The 25,122-nt window shown below is 74.2% G+C and carries 22 protein-coding genes; 10 read left to right on the top strand and 12 right to left on the bottom strand.

The features are described from left to right. Positions 1-151: 151 nt before the first annotated feature. The 3 genes from AB0E96_RS18205 to AB0E96_RS18195 all read left to right on the top strand — a co-directional run bounded on the left by AB0E96_RS18205 (position 152) and on the right by AB0E96_RS18195 (position 2,827). Positions 152-1,285, top strand: coding sequence for a zinc-ribbon domain-containing protein (locus AB0E96_RS18205; protein ID WP_359824550.1), 1,134 nt, complete (start codon positions 152-154; stop codon positions 1,283-1,285). A 26-nt stretch (positions 1,286-1,311) separates the two neighbouring features. Beyond that, positions 1,312-2,346 (top strand): winged helix-turn-helix domain-containing protein, encoded by a 1,035-nt coding sequence (locus tag AB0E96_RS18200; RefSeq protein ID WP_359824547.1) that lies wholly within the window; start codon positions 1,312-1,314, stop codon positions 2,344-2,346. A gap of 112 nt (positions 2,347-2,458) precedes the next feature. After that, a complete protein-coding gene (locus AB0E96_RS18195; protein WP_359824544.1) occupies positions 2,459-2,827 on the top strand; it encodes a hypothetical protein in 369 nt (122 codons plus the stop codon). On the opposite strand, the gene AB0E96_RS18190 is transcribed toward AB0E96_RS18195, so the two are convergent. The 7 genes from AB0E96_RS18190 to AB0E96_RS18160 form a co-directional block, all read right to left on the bottom strand. Continuing rightward, on the bottom strand, positions 2,814-4,154 hold the full coding sequence (locus tag AB0E96_RS18190) for a PP2C family protein-serine/threonine phosphatase (protein ID WP_359824541.1): 1,341 nt from the start codon (positions 4,152-4,154) through the stop codon (positions 2,814-2,816). The genes AB0E96_RS18195 and AB0E96_RS18190 overlap by 14 nt on opposite strands. Before the next feature lie 68 nt (positions 4,155-4,222). After that, complete coding sequence (locus AB0E96_RS18185) at positions 4,223-5,497, bottom strand: glycosyltransferase (RefSeq protein ID WP_359824538.1); 1,275 nt, start codon at positions 5,495-5,497, stop codon at positions 4,223-4,225. Positions 5,498-5,706: 209 nt separating this feature from the next. Beyond that, a complete protein-coding gene (locus AB0E96_RS18180) occupies positions 5,707-7,173 on the bottom strand; it encodes a collagen-like protein (RefSeq protein WP_359824536.1) in 1,467 nt (488 codons plus the stop codon). Between the two features lie 706 nt (positions 7,174-7,879). Beyond that, a complete protein-coding gene (locus tag AB0E96_RS18175; RefSeq protein ID WP_359824533.1) occupies positions 7,880-8,311 on the bottom strand; it encodes a spore-associated protein A in 432 nt (143 codons plus the stop codon). 58 nt (positions 8,312-8,369) lie between these two features. Continuing rightward, positions 8,370-8,810: a spore-associated protein gene (locus AB0E96_RS18170; RefSeq protein ID WP_359824530.1), complete on the bottom strand. Its 441-nt coding sequence runs from the start codon at positions 8,808-8,810 to the stop codon at positions 8,370-8,372. Positions 8,811-9,123: 313 nt separating this feature from the next. Then, positions 9,124-9,540 carry a DUF2690 domain-containing protein gene (locus tag AB0E96_RS18165; protein ID WP_359824528.1) on the bottom strand — a complete coding sequence of 139 codons (417 nt, stop codon included), beginning with the start codon at positions 9,538-9,540 and terminating at the stop codon, positions 9,124-9,126. A gap of 421 nt (positions 9,541-9,961) precedes the next feature. Continuing rightward, positions 9,962-10,390: a DUF2690 domain-containing protein gene (locus AB0E96_RS18160; protein ID WP_359824525.1), complete on the bottom strand. Its 429-nt coding sequence runs from the start codon at positions 10,388-10,390 to the stop codon at positions 9,962-9,964. Positions 10,391-10,706: 316 nt separating this feature from the next. On the opposite strand from AB0E96_RS18160, the gene AB0E96_RS18155 reads away from it, so the two are divergent. Further along, the gene (locus AB0E96_RS18155) at positions 10,707-14,582 is read left to right on the top strand and encodes a hypothetical protein (protein WP_359824523.1); all 3,876 of its coding nucleotides are present in this window, start codon (positions 10,707-10,709) and stop codon (positions 14,580-14,582) included. An 87-nt stretch (positions 14,583-14,669) separates the two neighbouring features. Here the strand turns inward: AB0E96_RS18155 and AB0E96_RS18150 are convergent, their stop codons facing one another. Continuing rightward, positions 14,670-15,161 (bottom strand): signal peptide protein, encoded by a 492-nt coding sequence (locus tag AB0E96_RS18150; RefSeq protein ID WP_359824520.1) that lies wholly within the window; start codon positions 15,159-15,161, stop codon positions 14,670-14,672. A 383-nt stretch (positions 15,162-15,544) separates the two neighbouring features. Between AB0E96_RS18150 and AB0E96_RS18145 the strand changes: the two genes are divergently transcribed. Then, entirely contained in the window at positions 15,545-16,720 is a 1,176-nt protein-coding gene (locus AB0E96_RS18145) for a PP2C family protein-serine/threonine phosphatase (RefSeq protein WP_359824518.1), read from the top strand. Here the strand turns inward: AB0E96_RS18145 and AB0E96_RS18140 are convergent. Together AB0E96_RS18140 and AB0E96_RS18135 are read right to left on the bottom strand one after the other, a co-directional pair. Then, entirely contained in the window at positions 16,701-17,438 is a 738-nt protein-coding gene (locus AB0E96_RS18140; protein WP_359824515.1) for an MgtC/SapB family protein, read from the bottom strand. The two genes, AB0E96_RS18145 and AB0E96_RS18140, sit on opposite strands and share 20 nt — an antisense overlap. Positions 17,439-17,707: 269 nt before the next feature. After that, positions 17,708-18,598 carry an MBL fold metallo-hydrolase gene (locus tag AB0E96_RS18135; protein ID WP_359824512.1) on the bottom strand — a complete coding sequence of 297 codons (891 nt, stop codon included), beginning with the start codon at positions 18,596-18,598 and terminating at the stop codon, positions 17,708-17,710. Between the two features lie 158 nt (positions 18,599-18,756). Between AB0E96_RS18135 and AB0E96_RS18130 the strand changes: the two genes are divergently transcribed. The 3 genes from AB0E96_RS18130 to AB0E96_RS18120 all read left to right on the top strand — a co-directional run bounded on the left by AB0E96_RS18130 (position 18,757) and on the right by AB0E96_RS18120 (position 20,989). Beyond that, positions 18,757-18,966, top strand: coding sequence for a hypothetical protein (locus tag AB0E96_RS18130; protein WP_359824509.1), 210 nt, complete (start codon positions 18,757-18,759; stop codon positions 18,964-18,966). After that, a complete protein-coding gene (locus tag AB0E96_RS18125; RefSeq protein WP_359824507.1) occupies positions 18,953-20,344 on the top strand; it encodes an amidase in 1,392 nt (463 codons plus the stop codon). Before AB0E96_RS18130 ends, AB0E96_RS18125 begins: the two co-directional genes overlap by 14 nt. A 78-nt stretch (positions 20,345-20,422) precedes the next feature. After that, positions 20,423-20,989: a TetR/AcrR family transcriptional regulator gene (locus AB0E96_RS18120; RefSeq protein ID WP_359824505.1), complete on the top strand. Its 567-nt coding sequence runs from the start codon at positions 20,423-20,425 to the stop codon at positions 20,987-20,989. 22 nt (positions 20,990-21,011) lie between these two features. Here AB0E96_RS18120 and AB0E96_RS18115 read toward each other — a convergent pair whose 3' ends face one another. Both AB0E96_RS18115 and AB0E96_RS18110 read right to left on the bottom strand, forming a co-directional pair. Continuing rightward, complete coding sequence (locus AB0E96_RS18115; protein WP_359824503.1) at positions 21,012-21,476, bottom strand: hypothetical protein; 465 nt, start codon at positions 21,474-21,476, stop codon at positions 21,012-21,014. 84 nt (positions 21,477-21,560) lie between these two features. Continuing rightward, entirely contained in the window at positions 21,561-21,992 is a 432-nt protein-coding gene (locus AB0E96_RS18110) for a GNAT family N-acetyltransferase (protein WP_359824501.1), read from the bottom strand. Between the two features lie 148 nt (positions 21,993-22,140). Between AB0E96_RS18110 and AB0E96_RS18105 the strand changes: the two genes are divergently transcribed. Together AB0E96_RS18105 and AB0E96_RS18100 are read left to right on the top strand one after the other, a co-directional pair. Then, on the top strand, positions 22,141-23,829 hold the full coding sequence (locus tag AB0E96_RS18105; protein WP_359824498.1) for an enoyl-CoA hydratase-related protein: 1,689 nt from the start codon (positions 22,141-22,143) through the stop codon (positions 23,827-23,829). Positions 23,830-23,961: 132 nt separating this feature from the next. Further along, complete coding sequence (locus tag AB0E96_RS18100) at positions 23,962-25,044, top strand: hydrogenase expression protein HypE (RefSeq protein ID WP_359824496.1); 1,083 nt, start codon at positions 23,962-23,964, stop codon at positions 25,042-25,044. Positions 25,045-25,122 lie beyond the last annotated feature (78 nt).

Genomic DNA, 25,122 nt, shown 5'->3' with positions numbered 1-25,122 from the left:
CGGCTCGGCGTCGAGCTGGACCAGGAGCTGGCCACCTGCCTCTACACCGGCGTCGCCACCGACACCGGCTACCCAGGCCGCCCCCGAGCCGACGCCCGCGCCCGAGCCGACGCCTGCGCCTGCGCCCGCCGAATCGACGCGGCGGAGCACCTTGCGCCGCATCGCGCGCCCCAAGCCGGAGGCCAAGCCCGAAGCCGAACCGGAAGCCAAGCCGGAAACCAAGCCGGCGCAGGCCGAGGAGGCGGCCAAGCCCGGACCCGAGCCGACCGCCGAGCCCGAGCCCGAGGCACGGTCCGCGACCACGGCTGAGGCGAAGCCCGAGACCGAGGCAGCGGCCAAGCCGGCGGCCGAACCGGCGGCCAAGGCGGAGCAACCGCCCGCCGAGCCCCAGGCCCCGCGCGCCGCCGAGCCCTCGCGCCCGAACCCCGCCCCCGTCCGACCGGCTCCCGCCCGGCCCCCCGCCTCCGCACCGAAGGCCTCCGCACCGAAGGCCTCCGCGCAGGCCGACCCGGTGGCCGTCCAGCCGGCCAAGCCCGTCGCGCCCCGCCCCGTCACCCGCCAGGCCGAGGCCGTCGAGACCCAGGACGGCCCGCCCTGCCCCCGGTGCGGCACGCCCAACCTGCCGGAGCGGAAGTTCTGCCGCCGCTGTGCCGCCCCGCTGACCCCCACCGCGGCCGCCCCCGAGCTGCCCTGGTGGCGTACCCGCTGGCCGTTCCGGCGCCGGGTGCGGGTCGGCGGCTCGGGCAACGCGCTGCGCCGCACCATCGCGCTGCTCGCGCTCGTCGCCGTGGTCGTCGCCGGGATCCTGCTCTACCCGGCGGGGAAGGTCGCGTTCCAGGACGTGCTGGACAAGATCCGCAAGACCGCGCCGATCGCCCCCGCCGGCACCGTGGCGAGCGCCGCCGTCGAGGGGCATCCGGCCACCGCCGCCGACGACGGCCTCACCAACACCTACTGGGGCGCACCCGCGATCGGGGACTCCGTCACCTTCTCGTTCCGCACCCCGTTCCGGCTGGTGGACCTGATCGTCCACACCGGCGACTCGGTGGACCCGGAACACTTCCGGCAGCAGGCCCGCCCCGTCGTCCTCACCCTGGAGGTCACGGAGAAGGGCGGCAAGGTGCACACCCAGCAGGTCTCGCTCAACGACCAGCCCGGCCCGCAGACCGTGCAGACCGGGATCAGCGACGTCACCCAGGTGAAGCTCACCGTTCGGGAGGCCGCCGGCACCGGCCCCGGCCGCGCCATCGCGCTCGCGGAGGTGGAGTTCTTCAAACGCGCCTGACCGCGCCGCCGCCACGGGAGGAAGCGATGGTCTACCGGATCCACTTCACGGCCGAGGACCTGGCCAGGACCCGGCTCTCCGATCCGATGCCGTTCTCCGAACTGTTCGCCGCGGCAAGGGCCTTGCAGGGCCGGGGCCTCGCGGCGCGGCTGGATCCGTGGCGGCGGCGAGCCCTGGCCGGGCTGCCCGGGCGGGCCCGCATGGCGCTGTCCCTGGTGCCGGCGGACGGCTGGGCCCCGACCTTCCTCATGCCCGCGGTGGCCGCCGACCCGGCGCAGCTGCTGGAGCGGGTCCGGGCCACCCCGGGCGGCCTCGTCGGGGCGGAGCTGGCCGCGATCGCCGAGCACCAGCCCGTCCCGGGGTGGGCCCGGCACCTGGCGGACGACGGGGCGCTGCGCGGGGAACTCGCCGACAGCCTCGGCCTCCTCTACGAGCACCTGGTCGGCCGCCACTGGCCGCAGCTCCTCGACCGCCACGCCGCGGACCGGGCGGTCCGGGTGCGTCAGTTCCTCGGTGGCGGCGTCGAGTCCCTGCTGGCCGGGGCCTGCCCCCGGTGGATGCGATGGAACCCGCCGGTGCTGGAGGTCCGCAGCCCGGTCGACCACGACCTGTACCTCCGCGGGCAGGGGATCCTGCTGGGCCCCTCGGTGTTCGCGACCCGGGTCACGGTCAGCGACGACACCCACGGCCAGCCCCTGCCCGTGGTCACCTACCCGGTCGACGACAGCCGGCCCGCCGACTGGTCGGTCCTTCTCGGACCCGACCGGCTGCCGGTCGGATCGACGGTCGCCCTCTCCGCCCTGCTCGGGCACACCCGTGCCGCCGTCCTGGAGACGATCGCCGAACACCCCGGCTGCTCGACGAAGGAACTCGCCGCCCTCGCCGGGATCACCCCCTCCAGCGCCAGCGAACACGCCACCGTGCTCCGCGAGGCCAGGCTGATCGGCACCTCCCGGTACCGCAACGCCGTCCTGCACACCCCGACCGCCCTCGGCCTCGGCGTGCTCGGCGACCCGCCCGATCCGTCCGCTTCCGGCCGGAGTCGGGTGGAGCGGCCCTGATTCGGACCAGCCCGAATCTCGTGGAGCGGCGGTCCGGCGGCCACGGAGACTGAGGAGCGGGCGGCGCCGAAGCCGTCCGCACCACCGACGTCACCGCTCCAGGAGGTCTCCCATGCGATTCGTCCACAAGGCCGGCATCGCCGTCGCGGCCGGTTTCGCCGCCGTCACCACGCTCCTCGCCCCGGTGGCGAACGCCCGACCGGCCGTCACCGCGGCACCGGCCGACTGCTACAAGGGCTACATCTGCGGCTACCTGTACCCCAACTACCAGCACCTGATGTTCCGGTTCAGCGACTGCGGCGTCCTCCAGGAGATCTCCGACGGTATGAACGGCGTCGGGTCCTGGTACAACAACCAGTCCACCGGTACCAAGGCGAAGATGTACGACAAGTACAAGTACCTCGTCTACACCACGCCCGGCGCCCCCTACGGCGACCCCAGCGCCAACTGGGCCCCGATCTGGTACGTCAAGGCCTGCTGACCCCGGCCGCCGCACCGGTCCGGCCGTCGGGCGCGCGCACCGACCCCGACGGCCGGCCCGCCCCCTCGCCGCCCTCCCGGGCCTCACCGCCGGTACCGGCCCCGGCCGTGTCCGCGACCCGGTCGGGATGCCACTCCACCAGCAGGATCGTGGCGTCGTCGCGCAGCCGGTGGTCCTGGTGGGTGACCAGGCCGTGGACCAGGTGGCGCAGCGCCTCCGGCGCGGGTTCGCCGCCGGCCATGTGCTGGACCAGGGTCTGGGCCAGGCGCTGTTCGCCGAAGAGTTCGCCGGCGGCCGAGCGGGCCTCGGTGACGCCGTCGGTGTGGACGAGCACCCGGTCGCCCGGCTGCAGCCGGGTCCGGTGGACGGGCAGCGCCGCGCGATCGAGGAAGAAGCCGAGCCCGAGCGGCAGTTCGGCGTGGCGGCACAGCGCGCCGGCCACCACGTGGCTGCCGCGGATGAGCAGCGGTGCCGGGTGACCGCAGTTCACCCACGTCAGGACGCCGGTGGCGGTGTCGAGTTCGGCGATCACGGCGGTGAGCAGCCGGTCCGGGATCCACTGGGCCAGTGTGCGGTCGATGGTCAGGGCGATGTCGGCCAGTCCGCCGCCGGCCCGCCGGGTGGAGCGGCAGGCCGCGAGCGCGACCGAACTGGCCCCGCCCGAGGCGAGGTCGTGGCCCATGGCGTCGAACACCGACAGGTGCAGGCGGCTACCGGTCATGGCGTGGTCGAAGGCGTCGCCGCCCACGTCGTAGGCGGGCTCCAGGACGGCGCTGGAGGTGACGTCCCGGCTGCCGATGGTGCGCGGCGGGAGGAAGGACCACAGCAGCTCGGCCTGGAGGCTCATCGGCTGCCGGCGGGTGATCTCGACGATGAAGTCGCTGTACGCGCTCTTCGAGACCACCAGCAGGGCGACCAGGGAGGCCAGGGTCTCGCAGCACCCGGCCGTGCGGTCGTCCAGCCGGTCGGCGTCGATCCGCAGGACGCCGATCCGCTCGACCCCGTCGACCAGCGGGAACCAGCCCGTCGCGGGCGGCCCGGAGGACAACTGGGTCCGTTGCAGCCGGTACGCCCGCCCGCCCAGCGTGCCCTGGACGTCGATCCGGTCCCCGGGCGCCGCGGACCCGGGCCCGGCCCAGACCTCCGGGTCGGGCAGCGCGACCAGGTACCGCTGCTGGACGTCGGCGAGGAAGATCCGCGCCCCGCTCGCGCCCAGCTCGCGGGCCGCGTCCCGGACCAGGCCGTACAGCTCCCGCGGGGCGCCCGCCCGGGATCGGTCCAGCACCCGGGCGAGCACCCCGCCCAGGTCCGCGCGGTCGTCGCTCATCACCCGGCACCTCCTGCCGCAGCGGCGTCTACCCAGCCGCGGCCCGCCCACCCGGCCGGCGGGCACGCTCACACCAGCAGGAGCCCCCCGCACCGTTGGGCGCCGTCCTTCATCGCGATCAGGTTCGCGGTGACGTAGCTGATGTTGTTGCGCGAGTGCCACTCGGTCGGGAAGTAGGTGACCAGCCGCGAACTCTGGAACCGGGCCCGGATCTCCGGGACGAAGGCCCGGTACTGGTTGTCCGTGTAGTACCAGAAGGAGTTCTCGTTGTAGAAGGCGACGTGGGTCGGATCCTGGTACGCCCCCCGGCCGTCGGAGCTGGGCGTCATGGTGAGGAGCATCCCGCCCGGAGCCAGCAGCCGGTACAACTCGTTGATCAGCGGGATCTTCTCGGGCACGTGCTCCAGGAAGTCCACCGCCCGGAGCACGCCGACCGAGTCGTCCGGGAGGTCCAGCCGCCCCGGCAGGGTCGCGACGAGGTCCACGCCCTCCCCGGGGTACCGGTCCACGCCCAGGTAGCCGGGCGGCTTGCGGTGCGCCGCGCCGAGGTCCACGGCCAGCAGGCCGCGGCGCTTCGCCCAGGCCAGCGCGTTGGCCTCGATGTACCGGTCGTACAGCGCGACGGTCTCGCGCTGGATGTGCGCGTTGACCTCCGTGTCCCGCTGGGTGTTCCCCGGGTGCATCCGCTGGAGGTACAGGCAGCGCGGGACGTGGTGGAAGTCCCCGGCCTGGAAGAGGCGGCACATCAGGTCCTGGTCGTCGAGCACGGTGCGTGTGGCGTCGTACCCGCCCACCTCCTCGTAGACCCGCCTGCGGAACGCCCGCACGTGGTTCGGCGCGTACCAGATGTACGAGACGTTGTGCGGGGTCGGCGCCATCGCGAGCGCCTGTAGCAGCCGGCGGCCGTCGACCTCCGCCTCCTCGTACCGCCAGCCGTGCTCCTCGTTGAACCGCGAGTCGTCCCGGCCGCCGTCCTCGGTGATCTGGGCGGTGTGGCTGTACACGAGCACCGCCTCGGGGTGCTCGTCGAAGGCGTTCGCCAGCTCCGCCAGGCAGTCGGTGGCCAGCAGGTCGTCGTGGTCGAGCTCGACCAGGATCTCGCCCCTCGCCAGCTCGCAGGCCCGGCGCTTCGCCGCGCCGACACCCCTGATCCCGTCGTCGACCTCCACCCTGATGCGGGCGTCCGGATGCTCGGGCCGCCAGCACGCGCCGTTGTTGAGCACCACGATCCACTCCCAGTCCGAGCGGCTCTGCGCCTTGAGCGTGGCGAGGCACTCGTCGAGGAAGCGCGGTTGGTGGCTCGGCGTGAAGACGGAGAACTTCGGTGTGGGGAGCGACGTCATCGTTCGGTACCTGCCTGGGGGCTGTCGGACTGCCGGGCCGCCGGACTGTCGGGTGGCCGGCTGGGGGATGTGGGGTTTCGGTTCCGGAGCCGGAACCGAAGACGCGGCTCACCCGACTCGCGGGAAGCGGAGCCGAGTGAGCCTGGCGGTGGTCCGGAGGCCGGAGAGGCCGGCACCCCCGGTTCCCGTGAACGGAGTACGGCGGGCGCCTAGGGAGCGCACACCGCGTACGCGGTGACCTGAGTGGCGGGCAGCACGAGGGTGTTGACCTGCCAACCGGTGGCCGGCGAAGTCGCCGAACCCCCGACCGGGATGCTGGAAGCGACGTCGGCGGAGAGCCCCTGGAAGCCACCACCGACCGCATGCGTCCCGGCGGGGCAGGTAGCGGTGGCGCTGCCGATGCCGGTGGCCGTGACGACCACGCTCTGCGCTCCGGAGGCCGGCCCCTGGGCGCCCTGGACACCCTGAGCGCCTTGGACACCCTGTGATCCCTGGACACCCTGAGCGCCTTGGGCACCGGTGGCGCCCTGGGTGCCTTGCGTTCCCTGCGCCCCGGTGGCGCCGGTCGTGCCCTGGGCGCCGGTGGCGCCTTGAGTGCCTTGTGTTCCCTGGGCGCCTGTCGCGCCTTGTGCGCCGGGGGTGCCTTGGAATCCCTGCGTGCCTTGGGTGCCGGTGGCGCCCTGGGTGCCTTGCGTTCCCTGCGTACCAGTGGCGCCGGTTGCGCCCTGGGCGCCGGTGTCGCCCTGGAAGCCTTGTGTTCCCTGGGCGCCGGTGGCGCCTTGTGTGCCAGGGGTGCCGGGGTCGCCTTGGAATCCCTGGGTGCCTTGTGTTCCCTGCGTTCCCTGCGCTCCGGTGGCGCCCTGGCTGCCCGCTGCTCCCTGGGCGCCGACGTCACCCTGCGCGCCCGTCGTGCCCTGCGCGCCTGTTGCTCCTTGCGCGCCCGTCGTGCCCTGGAATCCCGTCGCGCCCTGGGCGCCGACGTCGCCCTGGGCGCCGACGTCGCCCTGGGCGCCGACGTCGCCCTGTGCACCGGGCGTTCCCTGGGATCCGGTGGCGCCTTGTGCGCCGGGGGTGCCGGGGTCGCCTTGGAAGCCCTGCGCCCCCTGGGCGCCGGCCGCTCCTTGAGTACCGGCCGCTCCCTGTGCGCCTGCCGAGCCCTGGGCGCCGGTGGCCCCCTGGGCTCCGGCGGCGCCTTGGGTGCCCGCGGCGCCCTGGACCCCGGCGATGCCCTGAGTCCCCTGGGGGCCCTGAGTTCCCTGACTTCCCTGGGGCCCCGGAGTGCCTTGAGCGCCGGTGGCTCCCTGGGCGCCGGTAGTACCGGTGTTGCCCTGGGAGCCCTGGACCCCCTGGGTGCCCTGCGCGCCGGTGGCACCTTGAGCACCTTGGCTGCCCTGCGGCCCCTGAGGCCCCTGTTGCCCGCAGCCGCAGTGCTCCTCGCAGCAGTGACCTCCTCCTCCGCCGCCGCCCCTCACCGATCCCGTGCGGGCGGCGAAGTCGGAGCTCAGGGCGCCGTTCGGGCCCGGAACGCTGGCGTGGGCGGTGCCGGTGGAGCGCGCTATCGCGTCGGCCAGCGCGGTCGTGGTCGAGGCCAGGTTGACGGCCGCGGCCAGCGCCGCCGCCGTCGACAGCATGGTGATCGTTCTGACACGGGATCTTCGAAGCGACTTCTTCGTCATGGACGGCATCCTCCTGGGAGTCCGGTGACCGGGTGGAATCAGGTGGAATCAGTATGTTTCGGGCGGCTGTGGAGGCTCTGGCGCGTTCCATCCATTGCCCGCCGAATGTCACCCACCAGGGGCCGGTCCGTCGGAGCAGCCGGGCCTCGGGGAATCCAAGGAGTTCCTCTCCCCCCGGTCCGACTGCCCCGGACCGGCGGGCACCGCGCCGACGCCCAAGAGGCCCGGCACCACCCCGGCGCCGGGCCTCCCGTTCCCTCCTGTCGACCGTCATTCGCAGCACCCGGACCGGGTCGACACCCCCGTAGCCGACACGGTCCGGTCACCGCAGGGTGGAACCTCAGTGCGCGTTGCCGCGGAGGTGGCGCCCGGTGCTCCGGTCGTGGACGGCGAGTCTGATGGACCTGCCCGTGTCGGACCGTCCGTCATCGGTGGCCCCCCACCGGTCGTCGCCCTCGTCGATCGTGGCGGGAGGGGCCGACCGGTTCCACCCGGTGTCGGTCGACGTCAGGGTCCACAGGGCACCGGGTGTGCCCGGCCGCTTCGAGGGGCGTTGTGCACGATGCGCAGGGCCGGATCGTCGAGCCGACCCCAGGGCGAGCGCGCCGGCCGGCGTGCCGGTCCGTCCGAGCGTGCTGGTCATCGGATGTCTCCCTTACTCGTCAGGTGAAGAGGCCGACGCTGTGGGCCACTCCCGGGTGGCGGGCTATCCGCAGTGGGTGTGCCAGCGGCTGACTTCCTGATCGTGGATCACACCGCCCCAGTCGATGCAGGTGCCGCGGCCGTCCACGTAGACGGGGCCCGCGTACGACGTGAAGTAGCCGGAGTCGATGTCCTGGATGCCGTCCTCCCGCCCGATCAGGGCATTCATCGAGAGGGCGGCGCCCGGGTGGCCGCGCACGACGATCAGGCAGTTCCGGCCCGACTCCGCGTTCCAGGTCAGGTAGGCCGTTCCGAGGTTCCCGATCGCCGCGGAGTCGATGAGCTTGTGCCCGCTCCCGCAGAGTCCGGGCCCGTCAGCGCGGGCGTCGGGGGCGGCGAGGACGAGCAGTCCCGCCGCCATGACCCCCGCGAGGACAGCGGAAACCGAACTTCTGAGGCCCCGTCGCCGCTGGGGGCCGTCACGAGTGCCGATCATGATCCCCTTCCTTGCTCTCGCTACCCGCAGTGCGGACGAGTGGGTGGGTGGGACATGGTCAATCGCAGTGCGAGTGGCTCTCCCCGTACCTTCCGTAGAGGTACGAGCCGCCCCAGTCCACGCAGCTTCCCTTGGCGTAGACGTAGACCGGGCCGGCGTAAGCGGTGAAGTCACCGATGTCGGAGTCACGGGACGCTTCGTCGCCGGACCGTTGGATCCAGGCGCTCATGGAGTGGGCGGACCCGGGGTATTCGGCCACCGTCACGACGCAGTTGTAGCCGTTGTCCGAATAGGTCAGGAAGATGTTGGCGCCCGACTCCAGCCGCAGGCTGTCGATGACCCGGTACCCGCTGCCGCAGGCGCCGTTGTACCCGGCGACCGCCTGAACCGTTCCGAGCCGCGGCGGAACCTCGGCCGCGGACGCCGTCGCGGGCGATGCCGTCAGCAGCACTCCGCCGGCGACCAGCGATGCCGCCGCTGCCTTGAAGTTGCCCTTCATTTCTCTCCTTCGAGATTGGTTCCCGCGTGGTGATTCGCTCCATCGGCGGGAATTCGACCGGTCTGATGGGGGGCGTGTGCTCGGCCGAGCTGTGGAAGCGGCAGAGCCACGGGCAGGTGCGACCCTCGGCCGTACCCCGCCCGGGTGATCGCGTCGAGCCTGCTTCGCGCCATCCGGCAGGAGGGCCGGAGTGACGCCCGATGCCCGCACTGCGGACTTCGATCTCCGCTGATGCGTCAGTCGCGGGCCCTTCCGAGGACAGGGACGTGCGCGCCGACCAAGGCTTTCCGGCTCTCCGACGGGTGGAGGGGCCTCAGTGCTGGCCGGTGCAGGCCCCCTGCTGCAAGCACGCACGCGCCGGGCCCGAGCCGTCGACCATATTGCCGAAGGAGTCGGAGCCTTTCGCCTCCCACCACTGCGAGGTGCTGGCGTTCTCCACCCAGAACCACTGCCCCTTCGTACCACCGGAAAGGCGGGCCCAGTTCGCCTTGCACGAAGGGCTGTAGCGCAGTTCGATCGTGCCGTACTCCGACCACGCCGATTCCACCGTGTAGGCGTCCGTGTTGCATCCCATGTCCACGGGGTCCTGTCCGTTGCAGGAGGACCTGTAGCAGCCGGCCGTGACCTGGGTGGTGGTGGCGGATGCGGTCGGAGCGGTGAGCCCGGTCAGCGCGGTCGCGGCCGCTGCGAGGCCGAACAGGGTCGTGACTGCGCGGTTCGTGAGTTTCATGGGGATTCCCTTTCCTTGGAGACGGGATGGTTGGTGCTGTCCGGTCGGCCCGGGAGCGGTCGCCGCGTGCGCGCGGCGGTGCGGGCGGGCCGGTGTCAGGGGTGTTCGGTGTCGTGCTCCGGCCCTGACACAGCCGAGCTTTCAGGGCCGGCCGGTTGTTGCGCAGCCCTCCCCGCCATGTGAAACAAAGTGCCGCTCGGCGGGCATGGACGGCCGGGGGGAACGGGGCGGGCCGCAGAGGAGGCGTTGCATCGGCGTCCGACCCTGCCTTCGCGCCCTTCCGGTAGGAGGAGCGGGACCACATGCGACGTCCGTACTGCGGACTTCGAGTTCCGCCGATGCATCAACTGCACGCCCTGGCGAGGGAAGGGGTCTGCGCTACTACGGCAGCTTCCCGGATCCCCGAACGGGCGGAGGGATCTCAGTGCCAGCCGGTGCAGATGGGCTGGTCCTCGGTTTCGATGCAGGCTCGCGCTTCGACCGAACCGTCGACCATGTTGCCGAAACTGGTGGAGCCGGTCGCGCTCCACCCGTGGATGTTGCCGTTCGTGTTCTGAACCCAGAATTCCTGCCCGACCGAGGTGCCGGAGATTCGGGCCCAGTTCGCCCTGCACGAGGAGCTGTAGCGCAGTTCGATCTTGCCCTTCGCCGAATCCGTCCAACCCACCGTGTAGGCGTCCGTGTTGCATCCCATGTCCACCGGGTCCTGTCCGTTGCAGGAGGGCCCGTAGCAGCCGGCCGTGACCTGGGTGGTGGTGGCGGATGCGGTCGGAGCGGTGAGCCCGGTCAGCGCGGTCGCGGCCGCTGCGAGGCCGAACAGGGTCGTGACCGTGCGGTTCGTGAGTTTCATGGGGATTCCCATTCCTTGGAGACGGGATGGTTGGTGCTGTCCGGTCGGCCCGGGAGCGGTCGCCGCGTGCGCACGGCGGTGCGGGCGGGCCGGTGTCAGGGGTGTTCGGTGTCGTGCTCCGGCCCTGACACAGCCGAGCTTTCAGGGCCGGCCGGTTGTTGCGCAGCCCTCCCCGCCATGTGAAACAAAGTGCCGCTCGGCGGGCATGGACGGCCCGGGGGAAGGGGGCTGGCCGCTGAGGAGGCGTTGCAACGGCCGTTCCCTGTGCGTACGTTGACGGTCCGGTGTGTGTCGCCGAGTCAAGGGGAGGGCCGGGATGGGCCGGCAGGAGAGTCCGCTGGACCCGGCCGACGGGCCGGTGCAGCGCTTCGCGTCGGAGCTGCGCCGGTTGCGCGGGGAGGCGGGGGACCTCACCTACCGGGCGATGGCCGGGCGCACCCGCTACTCGGTGGCGACGCTGTCCCGGGCAGCCGGCGGGCAGCAACTTCCGTCGTTGCCGGTGGTGTCGGCCTACGTGGAGGCCTGTGGCGGGGACGCCGCGGAGTGGGAGCGGCGCTGGCACGCCGTGGTGCGGGAGGCGGCCGCCGGGGGCGGTGACGACGCCGGTGCGCCGTACCGGGGCCTGGCCCGGTACGAACCGGGTGACCGGGACCGGTTCTTCGGCAGGGACGGGCTCGTGGCCGACCTGCTGGAGCTGGTGGACTCCCGCCGCCTGGTCGCCGTGGTGGGCGCCTCGGGCAGCGGCAAGTCCTCCCTGCTGCGGGCCGGTCTGATCCCCGCGCTCCGGGACCGGGGCGCGACGGGCACAGGTCCGGCCGCCGTCCGGATCCTCACGCCCGGCCCGCGGCCCGCCTCCGACCACGCCGCGGTGCCGGCGCCCGCGAGCGGCCCGGGCGACACGGTGCTGGTGGTGGACCAGTTCGAGGAGGCGTTCACGCTGTGCGCAGATCCTGCGGAACGCGCCGCCTTCCTCGGCCTGTTGCTGGCGGCCTGCGAGCCGGACAGCCGATTACGGGTGGTCCTGGCGGTGCGGGCGGACTTCTTCGGCCGCTGTGCGGAGCACCACGGTCTCGCCGTGGCCCTGCGGGAGGCCACGCTGCTGGTCGGGCCGATGGGTGCCGCCGAGCTGCGGGAAGCGATCGTCAAGCCGGCCGCGGACGCGGGCCTGATCGTCGAGCGTGCCCTGACGTCGAGGATCATCGAGGAGGTCGAGGGGGAGCCGGGCGGGCTCCCGCTGCTGTCGCACGCCCTGCTGGAGACCTGGCGCCGCCGCAAGGGCAGGGCCCTGACGGTGGCGGCCTACGAGTCCGCCGGCGGAGTGCGCGGTGCCGTGGCCCGGACCGCGGAGGAGGCCTACACCGGACTGACGCCGCGGCAGGCCGTCATCGCCCGGCGCGTCCTGCTGCGACTGGTCGCTCCGGGCGACGGCACGCAGGTCACCGGCCGTCCCGCCGACCGTGCCGAGCTGGAGTCCTCGGGGGCCGTCGACGCGGACGCCGACACCGCGTCGGTGCTGGAGGCTTTGGCCCGGGCCAGGCTGATCACCCTGGACGGCGACACCGTCCACCTGGCGCACGAGGCGCTGATCAGCTGCTGGCCGCGGCTGAACGGGTGGGTCGAGGACGCCCGGGAGAGACTGCGCCACCACCGGCGCCTCACCGAGGCGGCCAGGGCGTGGGAGGACCTGGGCCGTGACCCCGGAGCGCTCTACCGGGGCATCCGCCTGGCGGCGGCCGAAGCGGCCTTCGCGGCCGGCGGGCACCGCGACGACCTCACCCCGGCGGAGCTCCGATTCCTCACCGCCGGCCTCGCCGCCCGCGACCAGGAGCACCGGAGGGCGGCGCGTTCCACGCGGCGGCTGCGCACCCTGCTCGCCGCGCTGTCCGCCCTGGTCGTGCTGGCGCTGCTGGCCGGGGTGATGGCGTGGCAGCAGAGCCGGACCGGCGAACGCCGCCGGACGGAGGCCGCCGCCCGCCGCGCCGCCGCGGTGGCGGACGGCATGCGCTCGTCCGACCCGGTCACGGCGATGCGGTTGAGCCTGGCCTCGTGGCGGGCCGCCGATCTGCCCGAGTCCCGGTCCGCGCTGCTCGGCGCCGCCGTCCAGGCGGACCGGGACGTGTTCACCGATCCGCCGTCGGGCCGGGCCGTCCAGCAGACGCACTTCCTCAGCGGGGACGGGCGCACGGTGGTCGGTGTCGGCCGGGACGAGGTGGTGGCGTGGGACGTCGGCACGCACCGGCGGGTGGCCTCGCTGCCCGGTCTGGGGGCCGAGGCCGACGACGTGGAGGACTTGAGCGCCGACGGCCGGACCCTCGTGGTGTTCCGGTACGACCACGTGAACGTGTGGGACCTGACGGCGGGGAGCGCGGGAGGGGCCCCGGTGGCGTCCCACCCGTTCGACCCCGGCTCGGACGGAACGGCGGCCCGGCTCGGTCCGAGCGGACGGACCCTGCTCCTCTACGCCACCGAGGGCGCGGACGACGTGGTCCAGCTCCGGGACTCCCGTACCGGCCGGCTGCTGCTCGAACGCCGTGTCAGGGCCGCTGAACGCAGGTCGGCCGGTCGTGACGACCTGCGCCGCGTACCGGGTGCCAGGCAGCAGCAGATGTGGCGGGAACTCCGCGTGCTGAACTACCCGTACCCCGATGCCTCCGTCAGCCCCGACGACCGTCTGATGGCGCTGTGCGTTCCCGGCGGGCCGGTCCAGGTGTGGAACGTGCCCGAGCAGCGCGAGGTCCCCGTCCCGGGGGCTCCCGAGGTCAGCGCGCGGCAGTGCCTCGGCCAGGCGGTCGGGTTCACGCCGGACAGCCGCCGGCTGACGGTCGTCGACGGCGAGGGAGTGCGGATCTGGGACCTCGCCTCGGGGACGGAGCTCCCGCGGATCGAGCACGCCGACATCACGGAGGCGGCGTTCAGCGCGGACGGAACGCTCATGGTGGCCTCGGACGGCGAGGAGCTGCTGCTGTGGCGCCTGGACACACCGTCGACCCCGATCCTCCGGCATCCGCTCGCCAACACCGACGCCGGCCAGTTCAGGCTCGATCCGGAGGAACACAGGATCCGCTACCTGGAAGGCTCGACCGGAGCCGCGGTCCGTACCGTCGACCTCACGAACGCCCTCGCCCCGGCCTGGACGAGCCGGCCGGTCGCGGCCGCCGTGTTCAGCCCCGACGGCAGGACGCTCGCCACCGTGCTGGCGCACGAGGAGGACAGCTCGTACAGCATCCAGCTGAGGGATCCGCGCGGCGGAGGACAGGTCGTGGACCTGCCCGTCGGGTCCTGCCTGCCACCCTGGGAGGGCACGCGGCTCTCCTTCTCCTGCCCCGTCGTCATGGCGTTCCGCCCCGACGGGGGAGCGTTCGCCTACGGCGTCGTCGACCGCCGGCAGCCGACGGCACCGCCCAGGGTGTCCGTCTGGGACGTCTCCGCCGGCCGTACGACCGGGGCCCTGGACCTCGCGGCTCCCGACCGGCGTGTGGCGGTCGAGGTCAACGCGATCGCCTTCACCCCGGACGGACGGTCGCTCCTGGTGTCACGGATGCCGCGGGAGGAGGCGGTGGAGGTCTGGGACATCGCCGGAGGGGCCAGGACCCGGGTGATCTCCGGCATCGGCGGAGAACAACTCGCCGTCCGGCCGGACGGGCGGCTCCTCGTCGCCTCGCACAACCAGGTCGCCGACCTGCCGGCGGGCCGGGCGGCCGCACGGACGTTCACCCAGAACACCACCCACGCCGTGGCGTTCGGTCCGGGCGGCACGTACCTGGCCACCGGCGACGAGGCCGGCCGCGTCACGCTCTGGGACGGCTCCGCCGAGCGGAACCTGGGTGTCCTGCCCGGCACCTTCCGGCCGGACACCGCGAGGGCGCTCGACCCGATCTCCGCCCTCGCCTTCTCCCACGACGGCCGGGCCCTGGCCGCCGCGGGCACCGACGGCACGCTGCGGATGTGGGACCTCGCGTCCCACCAGCCGCTCGGCCCGGCCCTCCCCGTGCCGGGAGGCGCCGCCCTCTCCCTGGCGTTCGGCCCCGACGACCGCACCCTGCGCACGGCGACCGAGCACGTGCCGGTGCACGAGGTCACCGTGGCCCCGGACCGGGAGGCCGTCGAGGTCTGCGAACGGGCCGGGGGCGGACTGCCGCGAGCCGACTGGGAGATCTACCTTCCGGAGGTGCCCTACCGGAAGGTCTGCTGACCCCGGCGGTCCCGTCGTCACCGGACCCGGACCCGGACCCGGAGCCGGAACCGGAGCCGGCACCGCGCCGGGGCGGCCGCCGCCGGCTCAGCGGTAGAGCGCCACCCGGGGCTCGACCGTCCCCTGGACCGGGGCCGTCCCGACGACGGTGACCCGGTAGCGCTCGGTCAGGGTGTGGTGGCCGTGCAGGACGATCTTGGCCGGGGCGAGCCGGGTGTACAGCGTGCCGGTCTGGCTGCCGAGCGGCAGGGTGCGCCAGTGGCCGTCCGCGGAGAGCACTTCGAGCCGGATGCTCGCCGGATCGAGGAACGGGCCGTTCGCGGGGGACTCGATGAGGATTTGCGGGGCCACCGTCCGGTCCGCCGAGGAGTCGTTGCGGTAGGAGACGGTGACCACCCGCTGCCCGTGGTCGGACGGCAGCGGGGAGGTGGCCTCGTTCACGAAGCCGACCGGCAGGGTGCCGGTCGCGGACGGGGTGCCGGTCGCCGCCTGGGCCGGGGCGGTCAGCAGGACGGTCGGCACGGCGGCGGCGGCCGCGGCCAGTGCCAGGCTCCGACGGGGGATCTTCCGGGTGCGCATGGCGCCTCCTTCGGTCGACCGCCGGGGCACGGGGTGCGCCGACTGGTCCGGGCAGGTCCGTACGCACCACCCTGCCCCCTCACCCGGAAAGCCGCACGCCGGGCCGGTCGCCGGGCCTGCCGTCCGCTCTCGACACCGGCCCGCCGGAGCGCCGGGAGGGGCGGCCGACGGCCACCGGGACTGGGCCGAACGTGCGACGGCCGGAGCCACGAGGCCGCCGCGCCGCCCCCGCCGCGGCCGGGCCCCTTACCGTGGGCGCAAGCTCCGCCCGGCGGCCCCGCCCCGCGCGGAGCGCCCGGACGCCGGGGAGGTCGTGGGAAACGGGGGCGCGAGAACGGGAGGGCGGCGTGCGGGCGCGTTCGGTGGAGGAGCCGGGGCAGCGGATGCCGATCCTGATCCGGTACGGCCACCGCTCCTGGCTGGTGCCCCTGGCGGTGCTCGCCCTGGTGGTGGGTGTGGACGCGGCGACGCCCGTGACCTTCGCCTCCGTCAGCTGGCTGGTGATGGTCCCGGTGGTCGCCGCCGGGCTGTGCGGGCCGGCCGCCACCGTGCTGTTCGCCTTCCTCGCCGTCGCCGTCTACCCGGCCGTGGACAGCTTCTGGAACAAGACCCAGGGGACGGAGGACTTCCTGCTGGTGATCGCGGGGGCCGTCCTGTCCGTGCCGATCAGCGTCTTCCGCGCCCAGGCCGCGGCCTACGTCCGCCACCTCCAGGGCGCGGCCGAGACCACCCGTCAGGTGGTGCTGCGCCCGGTGCCGCCGGGGTGGGGCGGAGTGGACTCGGCGGCCCGCTACCTGGCCGCCGATGTCGAGGCCCGGGTGGGCGGCGACTTCTACGACGTGCTGGCCACCCCGTTCGGGGCGCGGGTCATCCTCGGGGACGTCCAGGGCAAGGGCCTGCCGGCGGTGTCCGCGGCGGCGGCCCTGGTCGGCTGCTTCCGGGAGGCCGCCTTCCACGAGGCCGACCTGGCCACCGTCGCGTCCTGGTTGGAGGAGCGGCTGCACCGGCAGAACCTGCTGGCGGAGCGGCTGGGGGAGCGGGAGGAGCGATTCGCGACGGCGGTGGTGGTCTGGTTCCCGGCCGACGCGCCCGGGGAGGTGGTGGTGGTCAACTTCGGCCACGACAGCCCTCATGTGCTCGGCCCCGCGGGCGTGCGGCAGCTGCCGCCGGGCGACGGCGCCCCCATCGGGCTGGCCGAGCTGGCCGGCGGGCTGCCGGAGGTGCGGCGGCTGCGGCTGGGCCCGGGGGAGACGGTCCTGATCGTCTCGGACGGGGTGACCGAGGCCCGCGACCGGACGGGTGCCTTCTTCTCCCTGCGCGCCCACCTGGACCGGCTGGCCGGCGGGGCGGGGCCGGTCGACCCCGGGCGCCTGGTCGACGAGGTGGCGGCCGCGGTGCTCCGGCACACCGGCGGCCGGCTCACCGACGACACCGCCCTGCTCGCCGTCCGGACGCCGCCGGTGGCCCCGGCGGAGCAGGTGCACCAGGTGGACCAGGTGGGGCCGGCGGACCCGACGAACCCGGCGGACGGAGCCCGCCTCAGTCCTCGGCGCGGCTGATCGCGCAGGCCAGGACGCCGGGCAGCCGGGCCAGTTCGACGGTGAGGGCGGACAGGTCCCCGCGGCCGTGCAGGGTGATGAACACCTCCGCGGTCCGCTCGTCGGTGTCGTGGCCGGCTCCGGCGGGCGGTGTGGCCCGGTCGACGGTCGCCAACTCGGCGACGGAGAAGCCCTCGGCGGTGATCCGGGCGAGCAGCAGGCGGAGCAGACCCTGGCCCTCGGTGTAGGTCACGCGGCAGCCGACCGGGCGGGTGCCGAGCCTCGGCAGCCGGTGGGTGAGGGGCCGCAGGACGTAGCCGACGAAGAAGTAGGCGGCGGTGGCCGCGGTGGCGAGCAGCGGCAGTCCGGCGGCGGCCGCCGTGCCGATCGCGGCGGTCAGCCAGACGGTGGCGGCCGTGGTCAGCCCCCGGATCGAGCCGCGCTGGACGAAGATCACGCCGGCGCCGATGAAGCCCAGTCCGGAGACGATCTGGGCGGCCATCCGGGACGGGTCCAGGGTGACCACGCCGGCCTCGACGACGTCGCCGAAGCCGTACTTGCTGACCAGGGTGAAGAGCGCCGCGCCGAGGCCGACGACCGTGTAGGTGCGCAGTCCGGCGGCCTTCTGCCTGATCTCCCGTTCGAGGCCGATCGCGCTGGCCAGGACCAGGGCGATGGCGAAGTCGGTGAAGTGCAACCACCCTTGTGCGAAAGGCTCGTTGGCCGCGCCCAGTGTCATCGACTCCTCCTGTTCGGTGAAGCGGGACCCCTGAGCGTACGTCTCATCAGACGATCGGACCGGCGCTCGGGCGGGCCGACTTGAGGGGCCGGAGTGGTGTCGAAGCGAACCGAGGGCGCGCCACTCCGGCGGGCGCCGACGGAGCGCGAGCCCGGTCACGCCCGGGCCGGCCGCGCCGCCCCGGCCGTCGCGCCCCCGGTCCGATCGGAGCGTCGCGCCCAGGTCGGCGCGCTCCGGCCGTCGCGCTCCGGCTGTCGCGAGCCGTGAACTCAGGCCGGGGGCACGGGCCGCAGCCGGAAGGCCTCCCCCTCGGCGACGACCCGGCCGGCGGTGGGCGGGGCGAAGTGGGTGCCGAGCAGCAGGGTGTCGGTGCCGGCGAGCGATTCGAGCAGGGCGCGCCGGGTGGCCGCGGACTGCCGGGGGTCGATGTCGACGCAGGCGCCGATGGCGGGGTGGGCGAGCTGGACGGGATGGTGGAGGCAGTCGCCGGTGATCAGCGCCGTCCGCCCCCGGCTGGTCAGTTCGACGGCGAGGTGTCCCGGGGTGTGGCCGGGGGTGGGCAGCAGGCGCAGGCCGGGCAGGAGCTCCAGGCCCTCGGCCGGGACGTCGACCAGGTCCAGCAGGCCGGCCCGTTCGACCGGGAGCACCGAGTCGCGGAACATCCCGGCGCGGGCCTCGTCCATCGGGTAGCCGGCCCAGAACTCCCGTTCGGCGCGGGCGGTGAGGTAGCGCGCGCGGGGGAAGGTGGGCGCCCACGCGCCGTCCACCGCCCGGGTGTTCCAGCCGACGTGGTCGGCGTGCAGGTGGGTGAGGACCACCAGGTCGACGGAGTCGGGCGGGAATCCGGCGGCGGCGAGGCGCTCCGGGTAGTCGGTGCGCAGGTCGTGCCAGGCCGGGTTGGCGCGCTCCTTGCCGTTGCCGATGCCGGTGTCGACGAGCACGCGCAGGCCGTTCAGGACGAAGGCGAAGCTGTGGCTGTGCAGGCGCAGCGCGCCGTCGGAATCGGTGAAGTCGGGGCGCAGCCAGTCGTGGCCGGCCACCAGTTCGGGGGTGGCGTCGGGCAGCAGCCACCGGCCGGTCGCGGGCGGCAGCGGGACTTCGTCGACGCGGTGGACGGTGACGTCGCCGACCGTCCAGGAAGGGGTACGGGTGCTGGGCATGGGGTCGACTCCTCCACCGTAAAAGCGATTTGTTTGCGTTAGTGAGACCGTAGAGCCTAGGGTCGCGTTAACGCAAACACTTTGCGTTTGATGGAGGCCCCTCGCCCGACTCCCTGTCCCGGCCTCCCGCCGCACCGCCCACGATCAGGAGCGCACCGATGCCTTCCCCCGAACTCACCCCGCCCGAGGCCGCCCGCTGGGCCGCCCGGGCCGGGCTCGCCCTGCCGGCCGACCGTCACGCCGCGGTGGCGGCCACCGCCGAGCACATCCAGTCCGTCGTCGCCGTCCTGCGGGAGCTCGACTTCGCGGACACCCCGCCCGGCGCCGCCTACCGTGCGGGAGAGGAGCGCCCCGATGCGGCCGTATGAGCTGACCCTCGCCGGCGCCGCGACGGAGATCCGGGAACGGCGGCTGTCCCCCGTGGAGCTGGTCGACTCCGTGCTCGACCGGATCGAGCGGGTGGAGCCGCACCTCGGCGCGTACGCCGCCGTCGCCGCCGAGCAGGCCCGCGAGGCGGCCCGCGAGGCCGAGCGGGAGATCGCCCGGGGCCGGTACCGGGGGCCGCTGCACGGCGTCCCCGTCGGGCTCAAGGACCTGATCGACGTGGCCGGCGCGCCCACCAGCGCGAGTTCCCGGGTCCGGGACGGGCACCTGGCGGCCGCCGACAGCACGGTGGCCGCCCGGCTGCGGGCCGCCGGCGCGGTCCTGGCCGGAAAGACCCACACCCACGAGTTCGCCTACGGCCTGACCACCCCGCAGACCGGCAACGCCTGGGGCCGGGGCCGGGTCGCCGGAGGCTCCAGCGGCGGATCCGCCGTCGCTGTGGCCTCCGGTGCGGCGACCTTCGCCCTCGGCACCGACACCGGCGGCTCGATCCGGGTGCCCGCGGCGCTGAACGGGGTGGTCGGCCTCAAGCCGACCTACGGACTGGTGCCCCGGCACGGCATCACCCCGCTGTCCTGGTCGCTCGACCACGTCGGCCCGATCACCCGCACCGTCGAGGACGCGGCCCTGGTCCTCGGCGCCCTCGCCGGGCACGACCCCCGCGACCCCGCCTCGGTGGCCGCCCCCGCCACGGACTACCGGCCGGAACCGGAGCCGGACCTGACGGGCCTGCGCATCGGCGTGCCGACCGACCACTACGTCGACCACGTGGACGCGGAGGTGGCGGCCGCCGTCCGCAGCGCCGTCGAGCAGCTGGAGGCGCTCGGCGCCCGGCCCGTCGAGGTCGGGATCCCGATGGCCCGCTACCTCCTGCCCACCCTGTGGGGCCTGGTGGCGCCGGAGGCCAGTGCCTACCACGCGCGCACGCTGCGCACCGTACCCGAGCTGTACCGGGCCGACGTGCGGGTGCTGCTGGAGGCGGGCGAGCTGATCGGCGCGGGCGACTACCTGCGTGCCCAGCGCGCCCGGACGATGATCCGGGAGGCGTGGGCGGGAGCCCTGTCGGGGGTCGACGTGATCGCCGCCCCGACGGTGCCGACCACGGCCGTCCGGGCCGGCCAGGAGAGCGTCACCTGGCCGGACGGTACCGTCGAGTCCGTCGCGGACGCCTACGTCCGGCTCTGCGCCCCGGCCAACGTCACCGGCGTGCCCGCGCTCTCCGTCCCGGCCGGCCGGGACTCGGCGGGCCTGCCGATCGGTCTGCAGCTGCTCGGGCGGCCGTTCGGCGAGCGGACGCTGCTGCGGGTGGGCCACGCCTACGAGCGGACGCGGCCCGCGCGGGAGCTCGCGCCGGTGCTCTGAGCGCGCCCGGGCCGGGCCCCGCGTGCGCCCGCTCCCGGGGCCCGGCCAAACGCAAAGGCGGCGCTTTAGGATGGAGCCATGAGTCCTCGGCAGATGGTCCGCCCGGGCGGCCGCAGCGCCCGGGTGCAGGAGGCGGTGCACACCGCCGTGCGCGAGCTGCTCGCGGAGGTCGGCCGCGAGGCGCTCACCGTGCCGATGGTCGCCCAGCGCGCCGCGGTCACCCCGTCCACGGTCTACCGCCGCTGGGGAGACCTGGCGGAGCTGCTCTCCGACGTCGCGGTGGAGCGGCTACGCCCCGACACCGCGCCGGAGGACCGCGGCGGCCTGCACGCCGACCTCACGGCCTGGGCCGAGCAGTTCCTCGACGAGATGGGCTCCGCCTCCGGCCGCGCGTACGTCCGCGACGCCCTGCTCGGCGACCCGGACGGCGGCAACGCCGGCCAGTGCTCGGGCTATGCCGCCGAACAACTCGCCCTCGTGCTCGCCCGGGCGCGGGCCCGGGGCGAGGAGACCCCCGAGGTGGAGACCGCCATGGACCGCCTGGTCGCCCCCCTGATGTACCGGATCCTCTTCCGCCCCGCCGGTCTCGACGCCGACTACGCCCGCCGCCTCGTCGCCGACCTGCTCGGCAACACGCCCGTCTGACAGCGCGCGGCCCCCTCCGCGGCTACGACTGCGGCTGCTCCGGCGGCGGGGCGAGCAGCATCGGCCAGTCGCCGTCGGGTCCGAGGAGCTCGTCCAACGTGGTGTCCGGCGCCGCGGTGAAGACGGCCGTGCCCTCGTGGAGCCGGTCGGCCAGGGCCTGGTCCACGGTGGCCTCGGCGCGCAGGACGAGGACGGCCGCCGGGTCGGCGGCCGAGCGCAGCGGGAATCCCGCCGGGTCGACCCCCGCCCGGTCCAGTACGCCCGGGTGGACGGCGATGCCGACCGTCAGCCGGCCCCCGTCGTGGGAGTGTTCGGCCCAGCCGTCGGTCCGCACCAGGTGGAGGACCTCGTCGCCCTCGTAGCAGTGCCCGGCGAGGCGGGCCACGGCCTGCTCCCCGGGGGTGCCGTCGGGGTCGACGACCAGGACGGCGACCGGGGTCGCCGGCTCGTCCGGGTCGAGGCCGGAACGGATGTGGAGCCGGGCCATCCGGGCACCTCCGGGGTCGTACGGGCGGGTTGGCGTCGGGTGCCAGTACACACCGGGCCACCGACAGCGCCGCCGCGGGGGCCGTCAGCGGCCTTCCATCAGGCGGTACATGCCGACCGAGTCGTGGGTGGCGGTGTCCGCGAAGCCGAACTTCTCGTAGAGGAAGCGCGCGGGGCCGTCCGCGATCAGCGAGACGTACGCGGTGGCGGGGGCCCGGCGTTCCAGTTCCTCGGTGAGCGCCGCCATGATGCGCTTGCCGAGGCCGTGGCCCTGGTGCGCGGGGTGGACGCAGATGTCGGTGATCTGGAAGGCGGTGCCGCCGTCGCCGATGATCCGCCCCATGCCGATGGGCTCGCCCGCGTGGTGGAGGACCACGCCGTACCAGGTGTTGGGGAGGGCGAGCGCGACCGCCTCGGGGGCCTTGTCGGAGAGGCCGGCGTCGGTGCGCAGGCGCCGGAACACCTCGACGGTGGGCGCGCCGGAACGGAGTTCGTAAGGGTCACTCGCTGCATTCATAGCTTACATACTATCCGCTCGGGACCCTCGCCCGGTCCCGGCCGCTCGGGTGAACGCGCGGCGCGACATGCCCGGACCGGGCGGGGGGCCGTGGAGGCGGAGGTGATGATCGCCGGGTTGCCCGGAGCCCCACCCGTCGGAGGCGTACATGCGGATTCTTCTCCTCGCCAGCGCGTTCAACAGCCTCAGTCAGCGGCTGCACGCCGAACTGCGCGACCGGCGTCACACCGTGGACGTCCAACTGGCCGGTGAAGACGAGGAGTTGCTCGACACGGTGCGCCGCCTGAAGCCCGACCTGGTGCTCGCGCCGATGCTGCGCACGGCGATCCCGCGCGGGCTCTGGACACGGCTCACCTGCCTGGTCGTCCACCCCGGACCGCCGGGCGACCGCGGCCCCTCCTCCCTCGACCGGGCGATCCAGGAGGGCCGCGCCGAGTGGGGCGTCACGGTGCTCCAGGCCGAGGCGGAGATGGACGCCGGGCCGGTCTGGGCCTGGGCGCCCTGCCGGCTGCCCGAGCGCGGCAAGAGCGACCTCTACCGCAACGAGGTCGCCGACGCGGCGGTGGCGGCCGTACTGCTCGCCGTGGAGCGCTTCGCCTCGGGCGCGTACCCGCCCCAGCCGCAGTCCGGCCCCGGCTGGACCGCCACCGTCCGCACCCGGCCCGTCCTGCGCCAGGAGGAGCGCCGGATCGACTGGACGGCCGACCCCACCGAGGCCGTGCTGCGCAGGCTCCGCGCCGCGGACTCCCGCCCCGGGGTGCTGGACGAGCTGTGCGGCGGCACCTGGTACCTGCACGGCGGGCACCGCGAGCCGGAGCTGCGGGGCCGCCCGGGCGACCTGCTCGCCACCCGCGGCGGCGCCGTCTGCCGGTCCACCGTGGACGGCGCGGTGTGGATCCCCGAACTGCGCCGCCGCAACCCCGGCGGCCCCGCGGGCGTCAAGCTCCCCGCCGTGACGGCGCTCGGCGGCCTGCTGCCCGCCCTGCCGGAGGTGGCGGCGCCGCTGATGCCGGAGGAGGACGACGGCCCGGTCTGGTCGGACATCCGCTACCGGGAGGAGGGCCCGGTGGGACTCCTGCGCTTCTCCTTCCCGGGCGGCGCGATGTCCACCGGCCAGTGCCGCCGGCTGCTGGCGGCCTACCGCTACGCCGTCGCCCGGCCGACCTCGGTGCTGGTGCTCGGCGGCGGCCGGGACTTCTTCTCCAACGGCATCCACCTCAACGTGATCGAGGCGGCGGCGGACCCGGCCGTCGAGTCCTGGGACAACATCACCGCGATGGACGAGCTGGTCGACGCGGTGCTCACCACCACCGACCGGCTGGTGGTCGCCGCCGTCGGGGGCAACGCCGCGGCCGGCGGGGTGATGCTGGCGCTGGCGGCGGACGAGGTGTGGTGCCGCGACGGTTCCGTCCTCAACCCGCACTACCGGCTGATGGGGCTGTACGGGTCGGAGTACTGGACGTACTCCCTCCCGCGCCGGGTCGGCGCGGCGGCGGCCGAGCGGCTTACCCGTCAGGCGCTGCCCGTCTCCGCCGCGGCGGCCGAGCGGATCGGCCTGGTCGACCGGGTGCTCGCCTGCGGGCCGGAGGAGTTCGGGCGGAAGGCGGCCCACCTGGCCGGGCTGCTCGCCGCCTCGCCGACCACCCAGCAGCGGATCGGGGCGAAGAAGGCCGCGCGGGAGGCCGACGAGCGGACGAAGCCGCTCGACGCGTACCGGGAGGAGGAGCTCGCGGTGATGCACCGGCAGTTCTTCACACCCGAATCGCCGTATCACGCGCTGCGTTCCGCGTTCGTCCGCAAGCGCCCGGTGGCGACGGGGCCCGCCGCGCGAGCGTGACCCGAACGGCCCTGCCGGGCTTGCCTCCCCGGGTGCCGGTTCCCGCCGCGCGGACCGGCGCCCGGCCCGGACCGTTGCTATGACTGGCTTCGAGCCATTCCCTTCGGCTCCCATCCCCGAGGAGGCATCCTCATGGGTGCTGCAACAGCTGCAACAGCCGCAACGACTGCGACAGCCGCACCGACCGACACCGACGTGGTGCACATCCTGTGGATCAACGCCGGCCTCAGCTGCGACGGCGACTCCGTCTCGCTGACCGCCGCGATGCAGCCCAGCATCGAGGAGATCGTCACCGGTGCCCTGCCCGGCCTGCCCGAGGTCGCCGTGCACTGGCCGCTGATCGACTTCGAGTGCGGCCCGGTCCAGGGCGCGGACAACTTCGTCGAGTGGTTCTTCAAGGCCGACCGCGGCGAGATCGAGCCGTTCGTCCTGGTCGTCGAGGGGTCCATCCCCAACGAGAAGATCAAGAAGGAGGGCTACTGGTGCGGCTTCGGCGACGACCCCGCCACCGGACAGCCCATCACCACCAGTGAGTGGCTGGACCGGCTCGCCCCCAAGGCGACCGCCGTGGTGGCGATCGGCACCTGCGCCACGTACGGCGGCATCCACGCGATGGCCGGCAATCCGACCGGCGCGATGGGCGTGCCGGACTACCTCGGCTGGGACTGGAAGTCCAAGGCCGGTCTGCCGATCGTCTGCGTGCCGGGCTGTCCGATCCAGCCCGACAACTTCGCCGAGACGCTCACCTACCTGCTGTACCAGCTGGCGGGCTCCGCGCCGATGATCCCGCTGGACGACAAGCTGCGGCCCGCCTGGCTGTTCGGCGCCACCGTGCACGAGGGCTGCGACCGCGGCGGCTACTACGAGCAGGGGCAGTTCGCCACCGACTACGGCACGCCCGAGTGCCTGGTGCGGCTCGGCTGCTGGGGCCCGGTCGTGAAGTGCAACGTCACCAAGCGCGGCTGGACCAACGGCATCGGCGGCTGCCCGAACGTGGGCGGCATCTGCATCGCCTGCACCATGCCGGGCTTCCCGGACAAGTTCATGCCCTTCATGGACCCGCCGCCCGGCTCCCGGGTCTCCTCCAACGCCAGCAGCGCGTACGGCTCGCTGATCCGCCGGCTGCGCGCCGTCACGCTGAAGACCCTGGACAAGGAACCGAAGTGGCGCCACACCGGCAGCCACCTGACCACGGGCTACCGACCGCCCTGGTGACCGCCCGAGGGCCGCACGCCCCGCGCGGCGTGCGGCCCGTCGCTCCCCGGCCCCCGGCCCTCCCGCGCCCGCCCTCCC

Origin of the sequence: Kitasatospora sp. NPDC036755 (assembly GCF_040636595.1) — a bacterium.
Taxonomy (GTDB): Bacteria; Actinomycetota; Actinomycetes; order Streptomycetales; family Streptomycetaceae; genus Kitasatospora.
This window is presented reverse-complemented; position numbering and strand designations above follow the sequence as displayed.

Coding starts and splice junctions, on each gene's coding strand:
- AB0E96_RS18200 (WP_359824547.1), top strand. CDS start 1,312: ATGGTCTACCGGATCCACTTCACGGCCGAGGACCTGGCCAGGACCCGG.
- AB0E96_RS18195 (WP_359824544.1), top strand. CDS start 2,459: ATGCGATTCGTCCACAAGGCCGGCATCGCCGTCGCGGCCGGTTTCGCC.
- AB0E96_RS18190 (WP_359824541.1), bottom strand. CDS start 4,154: ATGAGCGACGACCGCGCGGACCTGGGCGGGGTGCTCGCCCGGGTGCTG.
- AB0E96_RS18185 (WP_359824538.1), bottom strand. CDS start 5,497: ATGACGTCGCTCCCCACACCGAAGTTCTCCGTCTTCACGCCGAGCCAC.
- AB0E96_RS18180 (WP_359824536.1), bottom strand. CDS start 7,173: ATGACGAAGAAGTCGCTTCGAAGATCCCGTGTCAGAACGATCACCATG.
- AB0E96_RS18175 (WP_359824533.1), bottom strand. CDS start 8,311: ATGATCGGCACTCGTGACGGCCCCCAGCGGCGACGGGGCCTCAGAAGT.
- AB0E96_RS18170 (WP_359824530.1), bottom strand. CDS start 8,810: ATGAAGGGCAACTTCAAGGCAGCGGCGGCATCGCTGGTCGCCGGCGGA.
- AB0E96_RS18165 (WP_359824528.1), bottom strand. CDS start 9,540: ATGAAACTCACGAACCGCGCAGTCACGACCCTGTTCGGCCTCGCAGCG.
- AB0E96_RS18160 (WP_359824525.1), bottom strand. CDS start 10,390: ATGAAACTCACGAACCGCACGGTCACGACCCTGTTCGGCCTCGCAGCG.
- AB0E96_RS18155 (WP_359824523.1), top strand. CDS start 10,707: ATGGGCCGGCAGGAGAGTCCGCTGGACCCGGCCGACGGGCCGGTGCAG.
- AB0E96_RS18150 (WP_359824520.1), bottom strand. CDS start 15,161: ATGCGCACCCGGAAGATCCCCCGTCGGAGCCTGGCACTGGCCGCGGCC.
- AB0E96_RS18145 (WP_359824518.1), top strand. CDS start 15,545: ATGCCGATCCTGATCCGGTACGGCCACCGCTCCTGGCTGGTGCCCCTG.
- AB0E96_RS18140 (WP_359824515.1), bottom strand. CDS start 17,438: ATGACACTGGGCGCGGCCAACGAGCCTTTCGCACAAGGGTGGTTGCAC.
- AB0E96_RS18135 (WP_359824512.1), bottom strand. CDS start 18,598: ATGCCCAGCACCCGTACCCCTTCCTGGACGGTCGGCGACGTCACCGTC.
- AB0E96_RS18130 (WP_359824509.1), top strand. CDS start 18,757: ATGCCTTCCCCCGAACTCACCCCGCCCGAGGCCGCCCGCTGGGCCGCC.
- AB0E96_RS18125 (WP_359824507.1), top strand. CDS start 18,953: ATGCGGCCGTATGAGCTGACCCTCGCCGGCGCCGCGACGGAGATCCGG.
- AB0E96_RS18120 (WP_359824505.1), top strand. CDS start 20,423: ATGAGTCCTCGGCAGATGGTCCGCCCGGGCGGCCGCAGCGCCCGGGTG.
- AB0E96_RS18115 (WP_359824503.1), bottom strand. CDS start 21,476: ATGGCCCGGCTCCACATCCGTTCCGGCCTCGACCCGGACGAGCCGGCG.
- AB0E96_RS18110 (WP_359824501.1), bottom strand. CDS start 21,992: ATGAATGCAGCGAGTGACCCTTACGAACTCCGTTCCGGCGCGCCCACC.
- AB0E96_RS18105 (WP_359824498.1), top strand. CDS start 22,141: ATGCGGATTCTTCTCCTCGCCAGCGCGTTCAACAGCCTCAGTCAGCGG.
- AB0E96_RS18100 (WP_359824496.1), top strand. CDS start 23,962: ATGGGTGCTGCAACAGCTGCAACAGCCGCAACGACTGCGACAGCCGCA.